11 protein-coding genes are annotated in these 15915 nt (G+C 74.9%); 4 read left to right on the top strand and 7 right to left on the bottom strand.

Annotated features, from left to right (window positions below):
* Positions 1-35 precede the first annotated feature (35 nt).
* The 3 genes from DFP74_RS09390 to DFP74_RS09380 all read left to right on the top strand — a co-directional run bounded on the left by DFP74_RS09390 (position 36) and on the right by DFP74_RS09380 (position 2851).
* Positions 36-1175, top strand: a complete 1140-nt coding sequence (locus DFP74_RS09390; RefSeq protein ID WP_121181334.1) for a sensor histidine kinase — start codon at positions 36-38, stop codon at positions 1173-1175.
* Positions 1172-1879, top strand: a complete 708-nt coding sequence (locus DFP74_RS09385) for a response regulator transcription factor (RefSeq protein ID WP_121181333.1) — start codon at positions 1172-1174, stop codon at positions 1877-1879. Before DFP74_RS09390 ends, DFP74_RS09385 begins: the two co-directional genes overlap by 4 nt.
* 258 nt (positions 1880-2137) lie before the next feature.
* Complete coding sequence (locus DFP74_RS09380; protein WP_121181332.1) at positions 2138-2851, top strand: DUF2306 domain-containing protein; 714 nt, start codon at positions 2138-2140, stop codon at positions 2849-2851.
* Here DFP74_RS09380 and DFP74_RS09375 read toward each other — a convergent pair.
* From DFP74_RS09375 to DFP74_RS09345, 7 genes are all read right to left on the bottom strand, one after another.
* Positions 2832-3365: a hypothetical protein gene (locus tag DFP74_RS09375; RefSeq protein WP_233570893.1), complete on the bottom strand. Its 534-nt coding sequence runs from the start codon at positions 3363-3365 to the stop codon at positions 2832-2834. The two genes, DFP74_RS09380 and DFP74_RS09375, sit on opposite strands and share 20 nt — an antisense overlap.
* A gap of 183 nt (positions 3366-3548) precedes the next feature.
* Positions 3549-3980: a RidA family protein gene (locus tag DFP74_RS09370; RefSeq protein ID WP_121181331.1), complete on the bottom strand. Its 432-nt coding sequence runs from the start codon at positions 3978-3980 to the stop codon at positions 3549-3551.
* 226 nt (positions 3981-4206) lie between these two features.
* Entirely contained in the window at positions 4207-6279 is a 2073-nt protein-coding gene (locus DFP74_RS09365) for an acyl-ACP thioesterase (protein WP_121181330.1), read from the bottom strand.
* 33 nt (positions 6280-6312) lie between these two features.
* Complete coding sequence (locus DFP74_RS09360) at positions 6313-8457, bottom strand: serine/threonine-protein kinase (protein ID WP_121181329.1); 2145 nt, start codon at positions 8455-8457, stop codon at positions 6313-6315.
* Positions 8458-8471: 14 nt separating this feature from the next.
* Positions 8472-10640 carry a WD40 repeat domain-containing serine/threonine protein kinase gene (locus DFP74_RS09355; RefSeq protein WP_121181328.1) on the bottom strand — a complete coding sequence of 723 codons (2169 nt, stop codon included), beginning with the start codon at positions 10638-10640 and terminating at the stop codon, positions 8472-8474.
* Between the two features lie 210 nt (positions 10641-10850).
* Positions 10851-13049, bottom strand: a complete 2199-nt coding sequence (locus tag DFP74_RS09350; RefSeq protein ID WP_121181327.1) for a WD40 repeat domain-containing serine/threonine protein kinase — start codon at positions 13047-13049, stop codon at positions 10851-10853.
* A gap of 565 nt (positions 13050-13614) precedes the next feature.
* Positions 13615-13998 carry a hypothetical protein gene (locus tag DFP74_RS09345; protein WP_121181326.1) on the bottom strand — a complete coding sequence of 128 codons (384 nt, stop codon included), beginning with the start codon at positions 13996-13998 and terminating at the stop codon, positions 13615-13617.
* 633 nt (positions 13999-14631) lie between these two features.
* Here DFP74_RS09345 and DFP74_RS09340 point away from each other — a divergent pair.
* Positions 14632-15876, top strand: coding sequence for an MFS transporter (locus DFP74_RS09340; protein WP_255499394.1), 1245 nt, complete (start codon positions 14632-14634; stop codon positions 15874-15876).
* Positions 15877-15915: the final 39 nt, after the last annotated feature.

Below are 15915 nucleotides of genomic sequence, written 5' to 3'. Positions count from 1 at the left end.
ATCCGGTGCGGGGCGCGCCCTCGTAGGCTGAGGAGGTGCACGACCTCCTTCGAGCGGTGCGGGACGAGCCGCGCCCGCCCCGTCCGCCCGCGCGCGGGCGGTGGGACTGGGCGCTCGTGGTCGTGCTCGTCGCGGCGGCCCTGATCGAAGGCGTCCTGCGGCCCGACATGCCCTGGCGGGTGCTCGGGGTGGCGGTCACCGCCGGACTCGCGCCGCTGCTGCTGTGGCGCCGCTCCCATCCGCTGGTCGTGTTCCTGGCCGCGTTCGCGGTGTCGTCCCTGGTCCCGCTCGCCACCGGCGGCGAGGCCACCGAGACCTACACGATCGCGTACATGCTGCTGCTGGTGTACGCCCTGTTCCGCTGGGGCTCCGGCCGGGAGATCGTGGCCGGGGCCGTGGTGGCCGTGGCCAAGGCCGGCCTGTGGGGCGTCCTGGGGTACACCGCCGCCGCGGACGTGCTGCCCGGCCTGGCCGTGGTGTGCGCGGCCGGGGCGCTGGGGACGGCGCTGCGGTACCGGGCGGGGTCGCGGGACCGGGAGCTGGAACAGGCCAGGATGCTGGAACGCGAGAGCGTGGCCCGCGACCTGCACGACACGGTGGCCCACCACGTCTCGGCGGTGGCGATCCGGGCCCAGGCCGGGCTGGCCGTGGCGGAGTCGCGGCCGGGCGCGGCGGTGGAGGCGCTCACGGTGGTCGAGTCCGAGGCCTCGCGCGCCCTCGCGGAGATGCGGGCCATGGTCCGCGTGCTGCGCCGGGGCCGCCCGGCCGACCTGGAGCCCAGCCCCGGGATCGGCGACCTGGCCGCGCTCGCCGGACCCGGAGGTCCCGGCCCGACGGTGGACGTGGCGGTCACCGGCGACGTCGACGGGCTGTCCCCATCGGTGGGGACGGCGGTGTACCGGCTCGCCCAGGAGGCGGTCACCAACGCCCGGCGGCACGCCCGCGACGTGACGCGGATCGACGTGCGGGTGGAGGCCGACGACGCGTCGGTGCGCCTGTCCGTGCGCGACGACGGCGACGCCGGGCCGAGGCGACCGTCCGTGGTCCCGGGTTACGGGCTGATCGGCATGGCCGAGCGCGCCGACCTGCTCGGCGGCACGTGTACGGCGGCTCCGGACCCCGACCGGGGCTGGAGCGTACGGGCCGTGCTGCCCAGGAACGGGGTGCGGGAGTGACCGTTCGGGTGGTCGTGGCCGACGACCAGGAGATCGTCCGCACCGGGTTGACCATGATCCTCGACGCCCAGCCGGGCATCGAGGTCGTCGGTCAGGCCGCCGACGGGCGGCGGGCGGTGGAGCTCGCGCGGCGCCTGCGCCCCGACGTGTGCCTGTTCGACATCCGCATGCCGGTGATGGACGGCATCGAGGCCACCCGGGCGCTGGCGGGCCCCGAGGTGGCCGATCCGATGGCGGTCGTCGTCATCACCGTCTTCGACCTCGACGACTACGTGTACGCGGCGCTGGGCGCGGGGGCGCGCGGTTTCCTGCTCAAGGACGCGGGCCCGGCCCTGCTCGCGCAGGCCGTGCGCGCCGCCGCCGACGGCGACGCGCTCATCGCGCCGAGCGTCACGGTACGCCTGCTGGGGGCGTTCGCCGACTCCGCGCCGACCGCGCCCGTGCAGCCGGTGGACCCGCTCACCGCCCGGGAGGAGCAGGTCCTGGGCGCGGTGGCCCGGGGCCGGACCAACCGCGAGATCTCCGAGGACCTCCACATCACGCTCAGCACGGTCAAGACGCACATCGCCGGGCTCATGGCCAAGTTGGGGGCGCGCAACCGCGTCGAGATCGCGATGTGGGCCTACGAGACCCGCCGGGTCCGTGCCGGGAACGGCGACGGGCGTGGTGCGGGGCCCGCGTCCGGCGGATCCGGCGCACGCTGATCGATCCTGATCCGCCCCCGAGGTCCGCCTGCTGAGCGTTCTTGCGCGCTCTCGTGTGTCGCGCACCGCCGAACCCACCGCGCCCGAGCGCCACGAGGACGGGCCGGGCGCCGTACTTTCGGCCGATGCGGCTCCGGCCCGAAGGCCGATGAACCGGACCCGCCCCCACCGCCACCATCGGAGACGACGGCGGGAGCGCGACACGGCCCCGTCCCAGCGGCCGCGACGCGGCCGGCCGAAGCGACGAAGGGCCCCTCCGTGACGTCCTCCTCCAGAGCGGACTGGCTCATACCGGTCTCGCTGCTCCTGCTCAGCGCGGTTCCGGCGATCGCCGGAACCGTCCGTCTCGGCGAGATCGCGGGCGGTGCGGCGGTCACACCCGAGAACACCCGCTTCCTCACCGATCCCGTCCCCCTGGTGCTGCACATCGTCAGCGCCACCGTGTTCTGCGTCCTGGGCGCCTTCCAGTTCGCCCCGGGGCTGCGCCGCCGCCACCTCGGATGGCACCGCGCCTCGGGCCGGATCGTGCTCCCGACCGGGATCGTGGCGGCGCTGACGGGCGTGTGGATGACGTTCGCCTACGACATCCCCGCGCCCGACGGCGTCGCCGTCCACCTCCTGCGGATCCTGTTCGGGACGGCCATGGCCGTGGCGTTGGTGCTCGCCTACGTCCGGGTGCGGCGCGGTGACGTCGCCCGGCACCGGGCCTGGATGATCCGCGGCTACGCCATCGGCCAGGCCGCGGGCACGCAGGTGTTCACCCACCTGCCCTGGATGGTGCTGGCCGGCGGGGAGCTCACCGAGACGTCCCGGGCCGTGGCCATGGGGGCCGGATGGGTGGTCAACGTGGCCGTGGCCGAGTGGATCATCCGCCGGCGCCCGCGTCGGCGCTCCGCGCGCACGGCCTCGGCAGCGGTCTCGACGGCGGCCTCGACGGCGCCCGAACCGGGCGCTACTCCGCCGACTCGGTAGCGGGGCCGGGCTCGGCCTCGGCTCCGGTGGTGCAGCAGCCGGGCGCGGCGGCGGTCATGGCGGCGGTGGCGGCGGCCTGGCGGGCCGCGAACTTGCGGCGCCGGCGCGCCTCCCGCACCGACACGCCCACGATCCGGGTCACCGCGACGGCCGCGATCGCGGCCAGGGGGATCGCGAGCAGCGCGGCGGGCTGGCGGATCGGGCGGAAGGACGCCCCGGTGCCATCGAGGACGATGTACCCGGAGGGGCGCACGCGGGTCAGGCCCAGACCGCCCGCGCCGTCGCCGAGCGGCACGCGGCTCGAACCGCCGCCCATGCTGTTCAGGAGGCTGACCCGTGCGACAGGGATGACCGTGGTCTCGCCGGACCGGACGGGCGTGCCGAAGGCGGACGTGACGCTGGCCGAGGCCCCGGTCCGCTCGATCAGGCGGGTGAGGGCGGCCAGCGCGGGGGTGCGGAGGGCGCGGTCGGACTCGCCCGTCCCGCCGACGTGCCGTGTGACGGAGTTCAGCATGGTTCCGGGTCTCCTCGTCAGACGTGGCTCGGACGCCTCACGCTATAGGGCTTCCCGTGCGCGGCGGGCACGGGAAGCCCTGGGGTGACCGGGCGGCGGGGCACCGGGCGGTGGGCGCGTCGTCCCACGGCGGGTGCTGCCGGGGCGTGTGCGGGCGGTGGCGATGGCCGGGTCCACGGGGGATCAGCGGTCGAGGGCGATGACCTCGACTTCGATGAGCCAGTCGGGCTGGGCGAGGGAGGAGACCTCGATCAGGGAGTCGGCCGGGTAGGGCTCGCTGAGGAACTCGCCGCGCAGACGGATGACGTCGTCCAGGTCGGCCGCCATGTTCCGGACGAAGATGCCGACCCGGACGACGTCGCGGAAGTCGGCGTCCGCGGCGGCCAGGACCCGGCGCACGTTCTCGAAGGCCTGGCGGCCCTGGGCGAGGAAGCCGCCGGGGACGGTGTTGCCCTCCTCGTCGAAGCCGGCCTGGCCGGAGACGTAGATGAGGCCGCCGGCCCGGACGGCCTGGGAGATCCGGTAGGGGGCGTACCAGTCGGGGGTGGTGGCGACCTTGCGGATCTCGCGGTCGGTGGCGCTCGCGGTCGTCGGGGTGGTCGGGGTGGCGGTCATGGCTGTCTCCCAGGTGCGTGAATTACTTGCATGTACATGCATATAGTGTCAGCGCCCCGACTCCGGTGTCAAGGCGGAGTCGGAACCGGCCCGGTCGGCGTGCGTCCCGGGCAGGAGCGGCCGGTCGCGCCGCACGCGCGGTCGCGCGGTCGCGCGGCCGACCCGCGGCCTCCGGTCCCGGGGCCCTCAGAACAACGGGTCCTCGGCCTCCCGGTCCCGGGGAACGTCAGAACAACGGGTCCTCGGTCTCCAGCGTCCGGGCGTCGGCGATGACGACCCGACCCTCCGAGGTGACCAGCGCCAGGACCTCCCCGTCGGGGTGGAAGGACACGTGCCTGAACCCCGACCGCTGCATGTCCCCGCCGGTGACCTCCTCTCCCGCCTCCAGGTCCCACACCCGGCCGACGTCGACGGAGCCCTCGTCCTCGAACACGCGCCCGCTCACGTAGAGCCGGGAGCCTCCGGGGTCCACGGTGATGCGCACCGTCGTGGGCGCCGCGTCGGCGAGCTCCGGCATCGGGAACTCGGCCACCTGCTCGCGCGCGGCGTAGTCCCACCGCACGAGCCGGTCGCCGTCGGCGTAGACCACCTCGTCGGTGCCGGGGAGCGCTGCGAAGGACGTGCCCGTGGTGCCGCGCACGCGGTGGAGCTCCTCGCCGGTCCCGATGTCCCACACGGTCACCGTCGCGGAGGTCGCGCTGACGAGGCGGTCGCCGTCGGCGAAGGACATGCCGTACGGTCCGGAACCGGCCAGCACGGAGTCCCGCCCACCGCCGGTGGTGTCGACCAGGCCCACGTTGCCCGCCTCGGTCGATCCGATCGGGGCCTCCAGCCCGACCGCCAGCGACGAGCCGTCCGGACTGAACGCCAGGCCCCGCACCGGTCGCGGATCGATCGACCAGCCGCCCTCCGGGGTGTCCGGCCCCTGTTGCGGCCCCAGGTGCTCGGTGGTGGTCCCCGACGGCAGGTCGTAGGTGTGCGCGATCTGGACCGGGACCTCCTCGCCGGGGTACTCGACGGGCGCCGGGGCGGCGATCAGGCACCCGATCGGCGCGAACACCGGAGGCACCAGCGCGTCGGTCCGGGGCGCCGGGCGCGCCACCTCCTCGCCCGCGCGCCAGTCCCACACCATGAGCCCGTACTCGTCGGTGGCGACCGCCAGCACGTCCCCGTCGGGGCTGAAGGCCGTCGCGGCGGCCTCCGCCGCCGCGCCGTCCACCTCCCCGTCGGGCACCGGGTAGCCGTCGCCCTCCAGGCAGCCCGCGTCGGTGATGAGCCCCTCCGGCCCGGCGGGCTCCTCGGCGTCGTCTCCGTTGGAGCGGGTGAGCCCCCAGTAGGCCCCGGCCCCCGCCACCAGCACGAGCGCGAGCCCCGCGGCGCCCAGCGGCAGCAGCCGCCGACCGGAGGCGCCCCGCCCCCGCCGTCCTGCGGCCGTGGCCCCGGAGCCGGGCGCACCGTCGCCGGGGGCGCCTTCGTCGGGTCCGCCGTCGGCGGCGGACTCCACGGCGCCGCGCTGGGCCTCGGCGACGGACTCCGCGGCGGCCAGCACGGCGGGCGGCCACGGCGGCGGTTCGACGGGCCCGCCGAGCATGCGCACCAGGTCGGCCGCGCTCGGGCGCAGCGACGGGCTGCGCTTGAGGCAGGTGTCGACCAGTCCGCGCAGGTGGAGGGGCACGCGCGGCAGTCCCGCCGGCCCCTCCACTCCGCCGGCCGCCAGCGACAGGGTCGCCGCCCACGAGAACACGTCGGTGGCGGGGGACGCACCGCCCTCGGGCGCGGCGAACGACGGATGCGGCGCCCGCTGCTCCACGTCGCCCACCGCCCACTCCAGTCCGGCGTCGGAGAGCAGCGCGCCCCCACGCGTCACCAGCACTCCGTCCGGCCACAGCGACCCGTGCACCCGGTGGGCGGCGTGCAGGTCGGCCAGCGCCTGGGCGAGGGTCAGGGCGAGCGTGTGCAGGGCGTCCGCAGGCAGCGGCCCGTGCGCGTCGACCAGGCCGGACAGGGTCGGGCCGAGGGGACGGGACACGGCCGCCCAGGGGACCGCCCCGCTCAGGTCGGCGTCCCGGACCCGGCACACGTACGCGCTGCCCGACGCGTTCGCGCTCTGGACCAGGCGGGCGAACGCCGCGCGGAAGTCGGGGTCGGTGGCGTACTCCGGCCGCACGACCTTGACCGCCACCGGGTCCTGGCCGGGGGCCGATCCGAGGTAGACGCGGGCGCAGGCGTCCTCGCCCAGCCGGGCGTGGAGGCGGTACGGGCCGACGGACGGCGGGTCGTGCGGGTGCAGGGGGAACATGGGCCTTCTGTGGGTGGTGGGGGAGGGCCGGGGTCAGCCGAGGGTGCCGGCCAGACGGACGGGGTCGGGCTCGACCAGCCAGAGCGGGGTGTTGTCCAGGGGGAAGCCGGCGAGCATCCCACCGCCGGGCCGGGCGGTGACCAGGCTCATGTACCCCTCGTCCCCGTCGGTGGTGAGCTCCTCGCCGCTGGAGAACGCGAAGACCTTCATGCCGTAGGCGTCCTCGTCGGTCACGACGATCTCGCCCGGGGAGTAGGAGGCGAGGACGCGGTCGTCCGCCATGCTCACCGCGAACTCCGAGAACCCCTGCTCCAGGTCGTCCTCGGTGGTGAAGGTGCGCAGGACCTCACCGGTCAGGAAGTTCGTGTGGACGATCTCGCGGCCCTCGGCGGCCATGTACAGCAGGTCGCCCTCGTCGGTGGGGAGGAACAGGTTGTCGCCGAACCCGTGGTCGCCGTCGTCGGTCTCGAACAGCACCTCGCCGCTCTCCACCTCCCAGACCCGGGTGTGGCCCTCGAAGTTGACGGCGGCCATGTGCTCGCCGTCCGGCGTGAACGCGATGGTCTGCGCCATGGTCACCTCCTCGTAGGTGTGCACGATCTCGCCCGACTCCAGGTCCAGGAGGAAGATCGCCCCGGCCTGCCCGCCCGCGGCGCCGGACACGGCCACGGACCGGCCGTCGGGGGAGAAGGCCATGTCCTCGATGTCGGAGCCCTCGCGGTAGACGGTGTGCTCTCCCGTCGCCAGGTGGTACACGTGCGCGCCGTCGGTGTCGGGATAGCCCACGAGGCAGCCGTTCGGGCTCAGGGCCGGGCTGACCGAGAACTCGTCCGAGTCCACCTCGATCCGGGCGAGCTCGGTCTCCTCCTCCCAGTCCCACAGCACCAGGCCGTCACCGCTGCCGACGGCCAGGACCCGGCCGTCGGCGGAGAACTCCGGCGTGTTGACGGAGGTCGACGGGAGCGTCGGCCGCTCGTGCGCGGCCTCGGCGAGTTCCGGCGCGATGTCCGCGGTGATGTCGCACGCGGCGCCCGGCTCCGGCGACTCCTCGCCCTCCGCTGGGCCGCCGCCCGCGCCGTCGCGCAGAGTGACCGCCGTCCACGTGCCCAATCCGGTGAGCATGAGCAGGGCGGTCGCGGCGGCGCCGACGAGCAGCAGGCGGCGCCGCCGCGCCCCGGCCCCCTCCGGGACGCCAGGGCCTCCGGGGGCACCGGCGACCGCGTGCGCCGCGGAAGCGACGACCTCCTGGTACTCGTGGGCCACGGCCTCGACCGCCCGGGCGGCGGGCGGCGGCAGCCAGGCGGCGGCCGCGGACACGGGGGCGGCGGGTCCGCCCAGGGCCTGCAGGACCTGGGCCGCGGTGGGGCGGCGCCGGGGGTCCTTGTCCAGGCAGGCGCGGACGAGGTCGACCAGGGACGCGGGAACACCGGTCAGGACCGGCTCCTGGGTGGTGATGCGGAACATGACGGCGGAGGGGTGCCCGTCGCCGAAGGGTCCGTTGCCGGTGAGGGCGTGCACCAGGACGCCGCCCAGCGCGAAGACGTCGCTGGGCGGACCGCTCTCCTGCCGGCGCACGTGCTCCGGGGACATGTACCCCGGCGTGCCGATGATCGCGCGCTCGGCGCCCTCCTCGCCCTCCTCGCCCTCCTCGCCCTCCTTGTCCTGTGCGTCCCCGCCGCCGCGCCGGCCGTCCTCCATGGCGCGCGCGATGCCGAAGTCGATGACCTGGGGGCCGGCCGCGGACACCATGACGTTGCCGGGCTTGAGGTCGAGGTGGACCATGCCCAGCGAGTGGACGTGCGCCAGGGCCTGGGCGACACCGCGGGCCAGGTGCCGCACGGCCGGCTCCGGGAGCGGTCCGGTGCGCAGCACGAGGTCGTGGAGCGAGGGCCCCACGACGTACTCGGTGGCCATCCACGGCGTCCGGCCCGAGGGCTCGGCCCCCAGCACGCGCGGGGTGTGGGCGCCGTGCACGCGGGAGAGCAGGTCGAGTTCGCCGGCGAAGCGTGCGCGGAAGTCGGGGTCGTAGGCGTACTCGGCGCGCACGACCTTGACCGCGGCGGGCGCGCCGTGCGGGTCCAGGCCGAGGTGGACACGGCCCATGCCGCCGGCGCCGAGCAGGGCGACGATCCGGTACGGGCCCACCTGGCGCGGGTCGCGGGGGTCGAGAGGCTGCATGGGGTGTCTTCCGGTCAGTTCAGTTCGGTGACGACGCCGAAGCCGGAGTCGAGGATCAGGATGCGCGAGTCCGAGGTCATCGTGGCCAGGTGCTCTCCGTCGTCCTGCTCGGCGAGCGGCTCGTGGAGCAGCGGCTCGGACTCGACGACGAGCTCGCCCGTGCGCGCGTCCCACACGCTGCCGGCCGAGGCGGCGCCGCCGTCGGTGGCCGCGTAGACCCGGTCGCCGTCGGCGGAGAAGTAGACCCCCGCCACGGGGGCGTGGTCCTCGTCCAGGGCCGCCAGGGGGACGGTCGGCTCGCCGGTGTCGAGGTCGACCAGCTCGTAGTCGCGGGGCCCCGCCCCCTCGCCGCCCGCGGCGCTCATGACCATCGTCCGGTCCTCGGGGGACAGGTCGAAATGGCGGCCGTACCCCTCCGGGAAGCGGTGGAGCCGCTCCCCGGTCGCGGCGTCCCACACGGACACGCCCAGATCGTCGTTGCTGTCGGAGGCGGACTCGCGGCCCACGAGCAGGGAGCCGTCGGCGGTGAACTCCAGCGCGTAGAGGACGCCCTCCAGCGGGATCTCGACCTCGGGGGTCTCGCTCTCCACGTCCCACACCTGGAGCACGTGGTCGTTGCCGGGGTGGCCGTCCTCCGCGGTGGTCGCGGCGACCTTGGCGCCGTCGTCGGAGATCGCGGGCGTCTGGTAGTAGCCGCGGTCGTCGTTCTCGTGCGCGGAACCGAAGTGCGCGGTGATGTTCCCGCTGTCGCCGCCCCAGACGCGGACGTGGTCGACGTAGGAGGCGACGATGAGGCCGTCCCGCCCGATCGCGGCGCCCAGCGGCGAGGGTTCGAAGACGTCGACGGGCACGCCCTCGCGCCAGTCCCAGGCCGACAGCTCCGAGCCGTAGACGTACAGCGTCTCGCCGTCGGCGGAGAAGCCCAGGTCGAAGGTGAATCCGCCCAGGTCCACGCTCAGGCCCTCCTCGCCCTCACCGCCCTGCGGTGCGCCGGACGGGTCGGCGGCGGGGTCGGCGGAGGGCTCGCCGCCGGCGCCGGGTTCTCCCGCGGAGCCGAGGGGCAGGGTGGTGAGCGCGAGGGCGCCCCCGCCGGCGATGACCAGCGCGGCCGCGGCGGACGCGGTCACGACGGCGGTGCGGCGCCGCCACCACGGGCGCGGGGCGGCGGAGCCGGGAACCGTGTCCCCGCCCGGCGCGGTGGCCTCACCGGGCACCGTCGTGCTCGGCCACACCGGGGTCGAGCCGGTGCCGAAGCCGTCCGCGCCGCTCATGTCGGCGGTGGTGAGGTCGGCCTCCTCGGCGCGACGGGTCCGGCCCGCGTGCCGGTCGATCTGTTCGGTGACGGGCGCGGGCAGCCACCCGTGTTCGGCCGACGGCAGCGGGAGGTCGGCCAGGGCCGCACGGACCTCCTCGGCCCCGGGCCGGTGGGCGGGGTCCTTGGCGAAGCAGCGGGCGAGGAGGTCGCGCAGCACGCCCTCGGGGACCGCGTCCAGGTTCGGCCGTCCGGACATCACGCGCCGCAGGACCCGCGCGGGCGGCCCGGCCCCGAACGGCGGCTCCCCGCCCGCGGCGAACACCACGGCGCCCGCCATCGAGAACAGGTCGCTGCGCGGGGAGATGTTCTGCCCGACGACCTGCTCCGGGGAGCTGTAGGCGGGGGTGCCGAACGTCTGGCCCGTGCGGGTGAGCACGGTGCCCTCGACCGCGCGCGCGATCCCGAAGTCGATGACCTGGGGGCCGCGGGGGGAGAGCAGGATGTTGCTGGGCTTGAGGTCGCGGTGCATGAGCCCGGCGCCGTGGATGGTGGCCAGGGCGCGGGCGAGGCCGAGCGTGAGGACCAGCAGGGACGGCTCGGGGAAGGGTCCGCCGTCGCGGACGGCCTCCTTGAGGGTGGGGCCGGGAACGTACTCGGTGGCCATCCACGGCTCGGGCGCGTCGGGGTCGGCGTCCACGACGGCGGGCGTGAAGGGGCCGCGCACGCGCTGGGCGGCCCGGATCTCGCGGGCGAACCGGGCGCGGAACTGGGCGTCGTGGGCCAGGTCCTCCTTGACCGCCTTGAGGGCGCACAGGTGTCCGTCGGGCGTGCGCGCGAGGTAGACCTTGCCCATACCCCCGGCGCCGAGGCGGGCCAGGAGGCGGTGCGGGCCGATGCTCTGGGGGTCGTCGGAGGCGAGTGGCTGCACGGCTGCTACGCGTTCCTTACTGCGTGAGGGCAACAGGGGCGGCGGGCCGGGGGGCGGGGCCGTCCCCCGCCAAATGTAGCCGTCCGTGGACGAACGCCCCAGACCGTGGCCCGAACCGGCCGGTCCGCGGACCGGCCCGCCGCCACTGCGACAGCAGGTCGTCACTGGGCCAGCGGGCCGTCACCGCGACAGCCCGTCGTCAGCCCGTCATCACTGGGACAGCACGCCGACCAGCGAGAAGTCCATGTCGTAGACGGCGATGTCGTGGGAGCCCTCGCGGAGCCCGGCCAGGTGGTTGCCGGACGGGGAGACCACCATCGGGAACACGGCGGGGGCGTCGCCCGTCGGCCGGACGCGCTCCGCGGTCCGCAGGTCCCACGCGACCACGGACTCGGCGCCCATGGCCGCGTCCAGGCGGGCGGCCAGGACGCGGCCGGTCGCGCGGCTGTAGGCGACGTCCACCAGGACGCCGTCCCCGGACGGGGGGACGAACTCGCGCTCGACGTCGCCGGTCTCGGGGTCGACCAGGACCACGCGGTCGGACTGGACGAGCAGGATGCCGGAGCCGTCGGGCAGGACGGCGAACGCCTCGCTGCCGGTGCCGTCCCCGATCAGGGACACGTCCTCGGGGCGGTCCAGCCGCCAGACGGCGAAACCGGCGTTGTCCTCGCTGCCGACCAGGGTGCCGCCGTCGGCGGAGTAGCGCAGCGCGCCGAGCCGCGCCGAACCGGCGAGCGCGGACAGGGTCTCGCCGGTGACGGGGTCGAGCAGGTGGAGGAGGCGCTGGTCCGGGTCGCCCTCGACCCCGACGGCGAGGGTCGTGCCGTCGGGGCTGAACGCGACGGAGTGCACGGTCCCGTCGCCGCCCACACGGCCCGCCTCGCCGGAGGGCAGATCGGTCACCGCGGCGCCGTCGGGGCCGCCGTGGACCAGGACGCAGCCGTTGGGGCTGAAGGTGACGGGTCCGGGCGGCACCACGTCGGCGGTGGGGATCGCGGCGAGGGGGCTGGAGCGGTCCCAGTCCCAGAGGTCGACGCCGCCGACCTGGGAGACGGCCAGGACCGATCCGTCCGGGGAGAAGGAGAGCCGGAAGGGGACCTCGGGGCTGAAGCGCGTCCGGGGCTCCTCGGTGGGCACGAGCGCCGCGTTGATGCCGCCGGTGGAGGAGCAGTCGGGGGCCTGGAGGTCGGCGGGTCGGACGTCGTCGGAGGTCAGGGTGGCCGTCACCGCCAGTCCCGTGGTCGCGAACAGGACCGCCGCGCCGGCGGCGGCCGCGATGCGCACCGCGATCCGTCGTCGCCGGAGCGATCGGGGCGTCTCGGCCCTGGCCCTGGCCCTGGCCCCGGCCTCGGCGCGGGAACGGGAAGCGGTGCCGGCCGCGGGCGGGCGAACGGTTCCGCGGCGGTCGCCGGTCCCCTCCCGGGTCAGGCCCCGGGGGCGGTCCTCGGGCCGTGTCCCGGGCCGGAGGGCGGGCGAATCGGCCTCGACGGGGTCGGGTCCGGTGTCGGCCACCGGACCGGGCCCGGGTCCCGGGCGAGCGGTCCGCAGAGCCGCGTCGGAGTCCTCCTCGAACCGTGTGACCAGGGCGCGGGCCCGGGCCGGCAGCCACGGCCGCGGGTCCTGCGGGAGCGGGCCGCCGAGAGCGCGCAGGAGGTCCTTCGCGGAGGGGCGGCGTTCGGGGCGCACGTGCAGGCACGCGGCGAGGGTGTCGGGCAGGCCGGACGCGGTCCCCGTGCCGGCCGGTGCCCGGCGCAGCGCGTCGACCATGGCGGCGGGTCCGGTGCCCGTCGGCGCGCGGCCGGTCGCCGCGAACGCCAGGACCGCGCCCAGGGAGTAGAGGTCGTCGGCGGGGGCGGCACGGTCGCCGGGCAGGTGCTCGGGCGACCAGTACACGGAGTCCCCGGGGGAGGTGATCCGGGCGCCGTCGGCCGCACGCCGGACGCCGACGTCGACCAGTCGCGGCCCGGCCGCGTCGATGAGCACGTGGGCGGGCGTGAGGCCGAGGTGGATCGTCCCCGCGGCGTGGACGTGCTCCAGCGCCTCGGCGAGTCCGCGCGCGATGTGGGCGAGCGCCGTGACGGGCAGCGGCCCGGTCCCGCGCACGAGGTCGAGGAGGGAGGGGCCGCTGACGTACGCGGTCGCCGTCCAGGGGAGCGCGGCGGTCAGATCGTGGCCGAGCAGGGGCACGACGAAGCGGTTCCGGATCCGCGCGATGAGCTCGGCCTCGCGGTCCAGGAGGGAGTGGAAGGCGGGGTCGGCCGCGTCCTCGGCCCGGACCGCTCGTACCGCCGCGGCGACGCCGTCCGCGCGCACACCGGCGTAGACGGGGCCCAGGGCACCGGAACCCAGGTGGGCGGTGAGCCGATACCCGCCGAGGTGTGTGGGGTCGTCCGGAGTCAAGGGGCGCATGGGTCCTCTGCGGCCAGGGATGAATGAGGACGCGGAGCCCAACGACGAGCGGGGAGCCCCGGGGCATCCGAAAAATCACCGTAACCCCTCAAGGTCGCCCTTGGGGAACGATTTCGGATGTTCTCCGTGGATATGCGGGCGTTGGTCCGATGCCGGGGAGGCGAAGACCGCTTCAGGCGGCGGCACGGCGGCGGTGGCGCGAAGGCGTAAGCGGAGCCTGCGGGCGCGGAGCGTGCGGGTCTGCGGACGCGAAGGGTGCGGCGGCGAGGCATGGCGGCACGAGGGCGCGATGGCGAGGCATGGCGGCACGGTGGCGCGAGAGCACGAGGACGCGTCGGCGCGAGGCGCGGAACCTGCGGGCGCGGCGCACGGCGGAACGGTGGCACGCGGTGCGGTGATGTGCGCGCGGCGTGCGGAGGCGGGGCCCGCAGGGAGGGCGTCGGCCGGGCCGCGGCGCGGGAGGTCGGACCCCGGCATGGCGTCACGGGGTACGGCGCGGGTGTGAGGGGTGCGCCCCACAGGGGGTGAGGAGAAAGAGGTCGGGCCCTCAGCGGGCCCGGGCGGTTCAGGCCGCGGTGAGTCCGGCCATCGTGCGGTGGTGGCGCGGGAAGACGGGCTCCGGCATCGGCGGGCACGGGTTGAGGAGCGCGGCCGCACCGGCCGGGTCGCTGGCCGGGTGGGAGATGGTCTGCCCGCCGCGGAGGAGGTCGTTCCAGAAGAAGCGCCCGTCGCGGCACCAGACGTTGACGTCGCGTCGGACCGACATCACGGCCATCTCCGAGGTCCCGGACCAGTAGAGCTGGCGGGGAGCGAGAGAGGCGAGCTCACTCAGCAGAGCGGTGATCGCACGCTCCGCGCAGAAGGCGTGGCGGGGCTTGTGCTTGATTCGCCTGGCGAGAGCCGACTTCGCCCGGGAGGCCCGGGGATTGTTCAGGCGCCAGTGACTCAAGGTTTCTCCAGTGGTCTCTAGGGTTTCCGCGGTACTGACCGTGTGCGCTTGTTGCGGCCACGATGCCGCGGTGCGAGGGGCTTCCTCGGCCGGAGGCGTCCGGGATGCTTCCTCGGCAAAGCTTGGCGAGGTGTGAACGATGTCGTTACCTCGTAGTTATTCTTTGCGCTCCGGATGCTAGCAGTAACTCACCCCTCGCAGTCGAGACTTGAAGATGTGACGCATATCACATTTAACGAAAGGGTATCGATCGGGTTGATCCAAGAACTAACTGTTCAAGGCATACTTTTCGAACATGCGTTCGCTGGTTTCCGGGAGGAAAAAGAGTCCCTATGTCACCCTGAGCTGTCATCAGCATCACCCGTTTTGCCAACCTTTGGCATGTCCGGTGTTACTTACAGTGACTTTGCGCAGCTTGCGGACTCTTGACCTGGGCGAACGAGGTCTTTGCGTGGTCCAGACCTCCGGCGGTGCCGAAGTCGGTGGGCGGTTTTGCACTCCCCTTCACCCCGGTGTAATGGGCATTCGCCCGACTGGGGGACACTTGAGGGCGGAACACCACGAGACATCCCCCGAGGAGAGAAGCAGCGCGTGACGCAGACGCAGTCCGAGACATCCGGTGACAGGACAAGTGTGAGCGGCAAGATCATCGAGCCCACGGGCGGAGCCCGCGCCTGGATCGTCTGGGCCGTGGCGGTGGCCGGCTACTTCCTGGCCATGCTGCACCGCAACGGTCTCGGGGTCGCGGCGCTGGAGGCCCAGGCCCGGTTCGACGTCGGCCCGGCACTGCTCTCCCTGCTGCCGATGCTCCAGCTGCTCGTCTACGTCCTGCTCCAGGTGCCCGCGGGGCTGCTCGCCGACCGCCTGGGCCCGCGCTTCACCCTCGGCATCGGCATGGCCGCGATGACGCTCGGCTCGGGGCTCTTCGCCCTGGCGCCCGTCGTGGAGCTGGCGGTCGCCGGACGGTTCCTCATCGGGCTCGGGGACGCGCTGGTGTTCCTCAACGTCATCCGGCTCGCCGCGCTGTGGTTCCCGCGCTCGCGCTACGCCCTGGTCAGCGGGCTCACCGGTGTGGTCGGCGGCACCGGACAGGTGGCCAGCGCCGCGCCGCTGGCCTGGGCCCTGGACGGCTTCGGCTGGGAGACCGCGTTCCTGGCCACCGCCGGCCTGACCGCTCTGATGGTGCTGCTCGTGCTCCTGGTCGTCCGTGACCGCCCGGGCGGCGCCGCCGGGCACGCCACCGTCGCCGCGCCCATCTCCCTCTGGGCGGCGCTCAAGGAGGCCCTGGCGGCCCGCGGACCGCGGATCGGTATGGCGCACCACGCCGCCGTCATGGCGCCCTTCACGATGATGATGGTGCTGTGGGGCTTCCCGTTCCTCGTCGGCGGCCTGGGGCTGTCCGAGGGCGCGGCCGCCGTGACACTGACCGTGCTGGCCGCGGGCGGGCTGTGGGTGGCGCCGTTCGTCGGCGTGCTGATCGGGCACAACCCGAACGTGCGCGGCGGCCTCGCGCTCACCCTGGCGACGACGTTGAGCCTGGGCTGGCTGCTGCTGGTGGCCTGGCCGGGCGGCGCGCCCCTGGCGCTCGGCGTCGCGGTGCTCGCGGTCAGCGCGATCGGCCAGACCCTCGCGCCCACCGTCTCCTTCGACTTCGCCCGCGACGGCATCCCGGCCAGTCGGACCGGTGTGGCCTCCGGCCTGGTCAACATGTCCGGGTTCACCACCGCCGTGGTCTGCACGGTGCTGGCCGGAGCCGTCCTCCAGGCACTGCCCGAGGGGCCGGCCGCGTTCCAGCTGGCGTTCGTGCCCATCTGCGCGACGACGGTGGCCGCCACGGTCGTCCTGTACGTCTTCATCCTGCGGCGCCCGCGCGCGTAGCGGTGGTACGAACACCCAGGGGGCGACGGTGATCCGTCG

The organism is Nocardiopsis sp. Huas11 (assembly GCF_003634495.1).
GTDB lineage: Bacteria > Actinomycetota > Actinomycetes > Streptosporangiales > Streptosporangiaceae > Nocardiopsis.
This window is presented reverse-complemented; position numbering and strand designations above follow the sequence as displayed.

What these genes read in the sequence shown, in the direction of transcription:
- DFP74_RS09375 (WP_233570893.1), bottom strand. Translation starts at nt 3,365, where the DNA reads ATGCTGAACTCCGTCACACGGCACGTCGGCGGGACGGGCGAGTCCGAC.
- DFP74_RS09370 (WP_121181331.1), bottom strand. Translation starts at nt 3,980, where the DNA reads ATGACCGCCACCCCGACCACCCCGACGACCGCGAGCGCCACCGACCGC.
- DFP74_RS09365 (WP_121181330.1), bottom strand. Translation starts at nt 6,279, where the DNA reads ATGTTCCCCCTGCACCCGCACGACCCGCCGTCCGTCGGCCCGTACCGC.
- DFP74_RS09360 (WP_121181329.1), bottom strand. Translation starts at nt 8,457, where the DNA reads ATGCAGCCTCTCGACCCCCGCGACCCGCGCCAGGTGGGCCCGTACCGG.
- DFP74_RS09350 (WP_121181327.1), bottom strand. Translation starts at nt 13,049, where the DNA reads ATGCGCCCCTTGACTCCGGACGACCCCACACACCTCGGCGGGTATCGG.